The 8,457-nt window shown below is 41.0% G+C and carries 7 protein-coding genes; all 7 read left to right on the top strand.

Annotated features, from left to right (window positions below; genetic code table 11):
- Positions 1-15: 15 nt before the first annotated feature.
- Positions 16-735 (top strand): hypothetical protein, encoded by a 720-nt coding sequence (locus VGT41_00285; protein ID HEV2600708.1) that lies wholly within the window; start codon positions 16-18, stop codon positions 733-735.
- Between the two features lies 1 nt (position 736).
- Positions 737-1,972 carry a cell division protein FtsA gene (gene ftsA / locus VGT41_00290; GenBank protein ID HEV2600709.1) on the top strand — a complete coding sequence of 412 codons (1,236 nt, stop codon included), beginning with the start codon at positions 737-739 and terminating at the stop codon, positions 1,970-1,972.
- Positions 1,973-1,997: 25 nt separating this feature from the next.
- Entirely contained in the window at positions 1,998-3,299 is a 1,302-nt protein-coding gene (gene ftsZ, locus VGT41_00295; GenBank protein HEV2600710.1) for a cell division protein FtsZ, read from the top strand.
- Between the two features lie 129 nt (positions 3,300-3,428).
- A complete protein-coding gene (locus tag VGT41_00300; protein HEV2600711.1) occupies positions 3,429-5,141 on the top strand; it encodes a hypothetical protein in 1,713 nt (570 codons plus the stop codon).
- Positions 5,142-5,177: 36 nt separating this feature from the next.
- Positions 5,178-5,486 carry a hypothetical protein gene (locus tag VGT41_00305; protein ID HEV2600712.1) on the top strand — a complete coding sequence of 103 codons (309 nt, stop codon included), beginning with the start codon at positions 5,178-5,180 and terminating at the stop codon, positions 5,484-5,486.
- A gap of 83 nt (positions 5,487-5,569) precedes the next feature.
- A complete protein-coding gene (locus tag VGT41_00310) occupies positions 5,570-6,931 on the top strand; it encodes a WD40 repeat domain-containing protein (GenBank protein HEV2600713.1) in 1,362 nt (453 codons plus the stop codon).
- Between the two features lie 15 nt (positions 6,932-6,946).
- A partial coding sequence (locus VGT41_00315) for a hypothetical protein (GenBank protein HEV2600714.1) occupies positions 6,947-8,457 on the top strand: 1,511 nt, incomplete at its 3' end.

The raw sequence follows: 8,457 nt of genomic DNA on the forward strand, positions 1-8,457 counted from the left end.
AAGGGTTTGTGGGGCATGAACATGATACTAGGATTGTCTGTTCTTGGTGGGACACTGTATATAGCTCAGACGAATGTTTTTGCGGTTAAAGCATATCTATTTTCTTTTTCCCCTGTATTTGCAGAACGAGCAAAGCAAAATATTATCGATTACGTAAAACAATCATCGATGAGTACTGTTTCATCTCCTGTTGCCCAAAACTATCAATTAACTGCTGCTATTAAGCAGCAATTTTCATGTGTGAAAAGAGTGGCGACTCAATTGTTACCATCCGGTGCGATGCGCGTTGTAATTGATGCAGTTGAGCCGGTTTTGTGTGTTAATGATACGTATCTACTTGCGGCCGAATCTGGTTGCATATCAAAAGATCTATTTATTCCATCATGTATAGCACAATTACCAACTATTAGGTGTGCAGTCGGATCTGGGTCTGATATTCCTGTAGCATTGCATCAGTGTAAGCAGAAATTTTCCCCTGCGTTATGCAATACATACGATGTCATATGGCAGGACGAATTTTGTATACGCTTACAAGATAAGCAGGAAACAAAATTTTCTATTATTTGCAGCGCGCAGTGCATTCCAGATCAAACATGTTTGTTGCAGTGTGAGCAGCTAAAAAAAACGGTTTTTGAATTATCTGACGCACGCAAAGCTGTGCGTGATAAACAGTGGGTGGCAGATGTTCGGTTTAACGATCAAATAGTCGTATACAGTGAAAAAAAGGGGGCGTGATATGGCTAAAATTTCTCTTGATAATGTTATTGTTGCAATTGATGTTGGTACTACCAAGATATGTGTTGTGGTTGCTCAGCAACTTGACCAAGATCGTGTTGAAGTAATTGGTATTGGAAAAGCGCCATCGGATGGGCTGAGCAAAGGGGTGGTGGTTGATATTGCGCGTACTATCCATTCAATTAAGACGGCAGTTAAAGCGGCTGAAATCATGGCGGGTTTGGAGATCGAATCTGCATGTATAGGGATTTCTGGCGCGCATATTCAATCAAAAAATTCAACTGGAGTTACGCCGATAACGCGTGGGCAAGTGCGTCAATCGGATATTGAAAATGCAATTGCATCAGCGCAAGCAATTCCGATTCCGCAAGGGCAGCAGATTTTACATGTGTTGCCTCATTATTTTGTTATTGATTCACAAACACGAGTACAAGATCCACTCGGAATGCATGGTATTCGTCTTGAGGTACAAGCACATATTATTTTTGGTGCGGTAGCTTCAGTACAAAATCTTGTAACCTGTTGCGAGCGTGCAGGAGTAAAAGTGAGTGACATAATCTTAGAGCAACTTGCTTCAGCAGATGCGGTATTGAGTGCCGATGAGCGGGAGCTTGGTGTTGGTGTGCTTGATATCGGTGGTGGCACTTCTGATTTAGCATTGTATCAGCAAGGAAGTATACGCCATACAATGGTGCTTCCGGTTGCCGGTAATCATTTTACTAATGATGTTGCCGTTGGTTTACGGACAACAATTACTGATGCAGAACGAATTAAGCGAGAGTATGGCATGGCCTGTATTGATTTAATGAAAAAAGATGATTTGATTGAAATCGAATTAGTCCAAGGGGGACAAAAAGATATTATATTTTTGCATGAGCTCATTTCTATTTTACAGCCACGGGCACATGAACTCTTTTTGTTGATTCATGAAGAAATTGTAAAAAATAAGTTAAGTTCATTTTTAGTATCAGGACTCGTTATCACTGGTGGCGGATCCTTGTTGCGTGGCATGAAAGAATCTGCGCAGCAAATTTTTTCTGTGCCTGTGCGTATTGGATCTCCACGTCTTGATTATGATTTGCCAGAATCACTGAACAGCCCTATATATGCAACGGGATATGGATTGATTATTCATACATTAAAAAAGAGATGTAAGCTGCGACAATCGGGCAGTCAGGCGCCCATTGCGCAACGAATTTTTGAAAAAATGCAGGGATGGATTTTAGATTTTTTTTAAGGAACTATGTAATAAGGAGAGTGGGATGATAGATTTAGTAATAGAAGAACATGAAACGCAAGCGGCACGGATTAAAGTTATTGGTATTGGTGGTGCGGGTAGCAACACAGTAAATAGTATTATTGATTCAGGCAGCAAGGGAATCGATTTTATTGTTGCAAATACGGACGCGCAAGCATTAGAAAATTCAAAAGCAGTACACAAAATACAGATTGGTCTTAAATCAACCAAGGGGCTCGGAGCAGGAGCGAATCCTGAACTTGGCCAACGTGCAGCAGAAGAAGATATTGATAAGTTGATGGAGTTATTAGGCGATGCAGACATCGTATTTTTAGCAGCAGGTATGGGTGGTGGAACAGGATCGGGTGGTATTTCTGTTGTGGCACGTGCGCTCAAAGAACACGGTATTTTATCAATAGCAGTAGTAACAAAGCCGTTTTCATTTGAAGGTAAGCGGCGCGCTCGTGTGGCAAACGAAGCAATAGAAAAATTACGCAAAGAGGTTGATACGCTTATTGTAATGCCGAATCAAAAACTGATTGATATTGTTGATAAAAAAGTTTCTATGATTGATGCTTTTTCGATGATTAATGATGTGCTCAGCCAATCAGTCACCGGTATTTCAGATATTATTACTAAACCGGGACATATCAATGTTGATTTTGCTGATGTGCGAGTGATTATGAAAGATATGGGCCTTGCGGTATTGGGTACGGGCAGAGCGCGTGGAGAAAATAGAGCACGTGAAGCAGCGTTGCAAGCCATCTCTTCTCCGCTCCTTGAAAATATGAGTATTGATGGAGCGCGCGGAGTGTTGCTTAACATTACCGGCGGCGTGAATTTGGGACTTCATGAAATCAGTGATGCTGCTTCAATTATTTATGAACGAGCAGATGAAGATGCTACCATTATTTTAGGCTCAGTGATAGATCCAACGATGACTGATGAAGTTTCAGTAACGGTGATAGCAACAGGATTTCAGGAAAAGGTGCAGATGGAGATGGTTGGTGCGCAGTCTACCGGAGCATCGCATGTTGCACCAGCGGCGGTTCAGAATACAGTGCAGCCACAAGTAAATCAAAAACAGGTTGTGTTGCCTCAGCAGGTGGTGCAAGACCCAGTGGCCATGGAGCATGATGCTGCACCAGTATTTGGTTCAAGTGGGATAGATGTTGATGAAGTGCACGTACAAAAAGAAATGTCGGTGTATACTGAAGCGCAACCGGCAAAACAAATGGCAGCAGAGTTGCACCAGTTTGTAGATAGCAATGATTTAGATATTCCAGCATTTTTACGAAAAAAATCACAAGATAGAGCACAGCAGTAAATAAGAGGGTGCATAAGCACCCTCAAATATTTTTAGTGGTGATGAAAAATATGAAAACTAGATATTATAGTATTGATTTCTTTTTTTGGTGTGCCCTGTGCAGTGTATGCAGCGCACACTACAGAGGATTTGAAAACGCGTCAGGAAATAAGAAGGCTGCAACAGTTAGGAGAATTTCAACAAGCGCGAGCAGGAGAAGATGCAGCAGCACGAAGAGAAGCAGTGGGGAAAAAAGAACCTTTGGACACAAGTTTAGTTACTGATTTTGGACTTGATGAACCGGAAACACAGCAAGCAATTGCGGAATCACTCAACCCTCAAAAAAAGCCAGCGCGGACAAAAAAATTAACTAAAGAAACTAAAGAAGAAGATGAAAAAGAGCGAGAAACAAGAAATCCCGACTATAGAACATATAAAGACAAGTTAAGAGAACAAGAACGTGAAGATGTGGCGGCGCGAGAACTGCGTGGAGGTCGCCCAGTGGAACATACGGACGTAGATCTCAGAAAACTGATAAGTACGGTTCCGATGGCGGTGAGTGAGCATATGAAACCCTATATAGTAAAAAAAGGCTCCACATTTCTCGATAAAGATGCAGAAGTGATATCGACAATAATTAAAACAAAACATCCAATTACTTGTTTGGGAATAAGTATCGACAGTAAATCTATTTGTGGAGCATCTGAGAATGGAGCGGTGTATGTATGGGATGCTATTACTGAAAAATTAATACATAAATTCGATAGTGGTATAAAAAAACCTTTAGCTCTTAGCGGGGATGGTAAGGCTATTGTTACTGGCGACAATGCTAATAATCGTATATTTATTTGGGACGCAGTTACTAAAACTAAAACTTCAAAAATGATTAGAGATATTGAGAAGATAGAACCTCTTCTTATGAGTGCAGCTATTACCGCCGATGGTACTATTGTTGTTATGAGATCAAGTAATGCTCTACCTATTTGGTATGTTGCTACTGGAGAAATAAGACGCATGCCTGTTGGTCTTGGGATTGTGGAAAGTATAGCCGTTAGATGTGATGGTAAGCAAATTGCTGTTGGTATCAATCACAGCCGCAAAGTACATATTTTTGATGCCAACACTGGAAATGTAGTTCATGAGATTAGTACTCGTGCAACAGAAGAAATTGCTGTTGCTCCAGATGGTAGTTTTATTGTTGCTGCAGCTCATCGTTATATAGGTATTTGGAATGTCATAACAGGAGAGCGTATACAGGCGTTGGAGAGTCCTGATGAGCAGCAGCAAGGATGGCTAAATAATATTGCAATTAGTGGCGATGGTAGTTTTATTGTGGGAGCATATAAATTTGGTATACATATTTGGAGATTAAAATCTTCTTTAGTTAATGTAGCATATGCATCCAGAGGCTATGCTCTTGATGAAGCCGAAAAATTACGTCATCAGGCAAAAGCGATAAGTGAGTTTCCAGAAAAACGATTGCGTGCAATTAATAAAGAAGTTGCACTGTTAAAAAGTGCGGATGTCTCAAGAAAAGATTTAGAGGCGTATTTTGGAGAAATTAAAAATCGTACCAATCAAGAGTTAGCGAAGGGAATGCAAGAGAGTATTCCATTATCAATCGCTCATATTAAATCTGTGCAGGAGCGAGCGAATGCGACGAAAGATTTTCCTGATGAGTTAAAAGAGGCGATAGATAATGAAGTTAAGCGCGTAAGGCAGGCAGATCAGTCGCAGCCTAATTTTGGCGCTTTAGCAAATACTGCAGTACAAAAAGTTGATCAGTTGTTGGAAGAGGGGCTGCAAGAAATTAGACGGCAAAATCTTTTAGCGTCAGATCTTGGTGGCATGGGTGGCTTTTAAAAAAATAAATTTTAGTAAAAAGAAAAGGGAAATTTTATGAAGTTATTAAAAATCTTGTTATCGGTAGCAGTGATGAGTGCGGCGTGTGTTCCGCATGTTTTATATGCAGCGCACTCTAAAGAGGATTTGGAAGCGCGTCAGGAAATAAGAAGGCTGCAGCGATTAGGAGAATTTCAACAAGCGCGAGCAGGAGAAGATGCAGCAGCACGAAGAGAAGCGGTGGAAAAAACAGAACCTTTGGACACAAGTTTAGTTACTGATTTTGGGCTGGATGAACCTGAAATGCAGCAAGCAATTACGGAATCACTCAGGCCGCAAAAAAAGCCAGCGCGAAAAAAAAATTAACTAAAAAACCGCAAGAAGAAACTAAAGAAGAAGATGAAAAGGAACAAGAGGCTCGTCGGCAACATCGGGAAAGATTTGAGGAAATGGAACGCGAAGATGCAGTGGCACGAGCACGGCGTGGTGGAAGACCAGTAGAGTATTCGGATGCAGATGTAAGAAGATTGATTAGTTCTGTTCCTGTTGCAGTGTCAAGTGCCAATATAAGACCGCTCATGGCACAGAATAAGCGAGAGGCACGGCTACAGACGATTAAGAATAAAAAATTGATCGCTTCCCCTATAGTATTAAGCCCGGATGCGAAATATGTTTTTGCAGGTTGTTCTGATTCTAAGATACATGTTTGGGATCTTGATACAAGAAGCTTAGTGCGTACCTTTAAAGGATCTGATTCGGGCGATTGGATGCAATCGCTCGCGATAAGTTACGATGGCAGAGTTATTGTAAGTGGAAGTAATCAAATGAGAAGTACCGTTGGCTATTGCTGTATCTGGGATGTCAGACAGGGGAAATTGTTGCATACTTTGGAGCATTCTACTGGAGGAGTAGATGCGGTGGCAATAAATGGAAACGGTTCTCTTGTTGCTACAGGGGATGGTTATGGTGTTATATGCATTTGGAATTCGCGGACAGGTGAACTAATTCGTACTTGGAAAAAACCTGGTGGAATAAGCTGTTTAGCGATGAGTGTTGATGGCAAGCTCCTTGTTGATGGTAGGTATGATTATAAAAATTGTGCGTACATTTGGGATGTTAACACGGGAACTTTATTGAAGAAGCTCATAGGACATACAGATGCAATAAGCACAGTCTCAATAAGTAGTAATAATCAGCTAATTGCGACAGGAACAGCAGCTAAAAATCAAGGATCGTTTCTGTGGGATGTTGCCACTGGAACAAGGCTGCGGATTTTTGCACAAGATGCACCAGGCATAATGTCCGTGGCTATATTAACTGATAATAGTCATATGATGACTGCGTCTCAAAATGGAAAGGTAGATATTTGGGATATTGCAAGAGGAGCATTACAAGATGAAGTTTTGTTGAAAATAAATCATGATCAGCTATCTTCTGTTGCAACGAGTAAAGATGGAATGATAGGAGCTTTCAAGATAGAAAATAAGGAAGCAATCCATATATGGTATATAGAGCCTTCATTAGAGGAAAGTTTGCGTTATGCGCGCCGCGGGCATGCGCTTGATGAGGCACAACGATTACGAGACAAAGCAAAAGCTATGGATTATTTTCCAGAAAATCGATTGCAAGCGATTAATAAAGGTATTGCATTATTAAAGAGCGCAGATGTATCAAGAGAAGATCTTGAGGCATATCTTGGAAAAATCCAGAATCGAATTAAGAAAGAATTTGAAGAGGGACAACAAGAAAACAGACGACAAATGCTCATAGCGCCGGCACTAGATCTTGGTGGTATGGGTGGCATGTATTAGTGGGAAAGGGAAAATATGAAAAAATGGTTTTTGTTATCGCTTGTGTTCTTGGCTTTGCCTTGCGCATTGCATGCAGCGCATACTGCAGCAGATTTGAAGGAGCGTGAGCGAGCGCAAGTAACAAGACAACGCAGGTTAGAGGTATTCCAGCAAACGCGAGAGGAAGCAGATGTGGCGGCACGAAGAGCGGCAGCGGCACAAGGAAATGAACCAGATATAAGTTTGGTAACAGATTTTGGACTCGATGATCCTGATACGCAACAAGCAATTGCAGAATCACTTAAACCTCAAAAGAAGCCAGCGCGGACAAAAAAATTAACTAAAGAAACTAAAGAAGAAGATGAAAAAGAGCAAGATGCGCAATGGCTTGAGCGCTTTAATCTTGAAGAAGCAGCTGCACGAGCACGGCGTGGGGGGCGTCCTGTGGAATATTCTAGAGCAGATGTTACAAAACTGGTAGGCGCGGTTCCGAGTGCGGTGAGTAAGCATATGGAACCGTTTGCATTTAAAGGGACATCGTTTTTAGATGAAGATGCGGATGTGATATCGACAATGATTCAAGCGGATCGTCCTATCACTTGTTTGGGAATTAGTAGCGATAGTAAATTTATTTGTGGAGCATCTGAGAGTGGAACTATCTATATATGGGATGCAATTACTGAAAAATTAGTACGTAGAGTTGATAGCGGTATAAAAAAGCCTTTAGCTATCAGCGCAGATGGCCTGACGGTTGTTACTGGCGATGTAATTAATAAAGCTATATCTATTTGGAATGTGGCCACTAAAGTGTCAAAAACCATTAAGAAGATTGTATCTAAAAATGATTTTTTTAATATAGCTCTTACTAATAATGGGCGTGATGTTATTGTAGGAGCATATGTTGGTGGTTGGATTGGAATTTTTAATGCTGCTACTGGAAAAATAAGGTCCAGCTGGTTTCAGGACGTTGCTAGGATTACTGATGTAGCGGGTAGTTTTGATGGACGCTTTATTATTACTGGTGACAATCGAGCAGGAGTAGTTCGTGTTTTTGATGCAGGTACTGGACTGTTAGTTAATGCGATTACTGCACCTTTAGTAGTCGGAGTGGCTATATCTGCAAATAATGATTTTATTGCGACCGGATCCCATAGTGGTGCTGTGCATATTTGGGAGGGGAGAAGAGAGGGACTGATAAATACGTTGAAACACTCTGAAGATTCGGGCACCAATGCCATTGCAATTAGTACTGATGGCAATTTTATTACAGCAGCTTATGCTGATGGCATACGTATTTGGAGGTTAAAATCTTCTGTAGCTAATGCAGTATATGCACGTCGCGGATATGTAATTGATGAAGCAGAAAAATTGCGTGATCAAGCAAAAGCGATGCGAAAATTCCCAGTAAATCGTTTGCGTGCAATTAATAAAGGTGTTGCGTTATTAAAAAGTGCAGATATGACAAGAAAAGATTTTGAGGCATATATTGGAAAAATCAAAAATCGTATCAACAAAGAATTTCAAGAAGGCAGAGATGAGGCTGTCGT

The sequence above is a fragment of the Candidatus Babeliales bacterium genome (assembly GCA_035944115.1).
In the GTDB taxonomy this organism is placed as follows: domain Bacteria; phylum Babelota; class Babeliae; order Babelales; family Vermiphilaceae; genus DASZBJ01.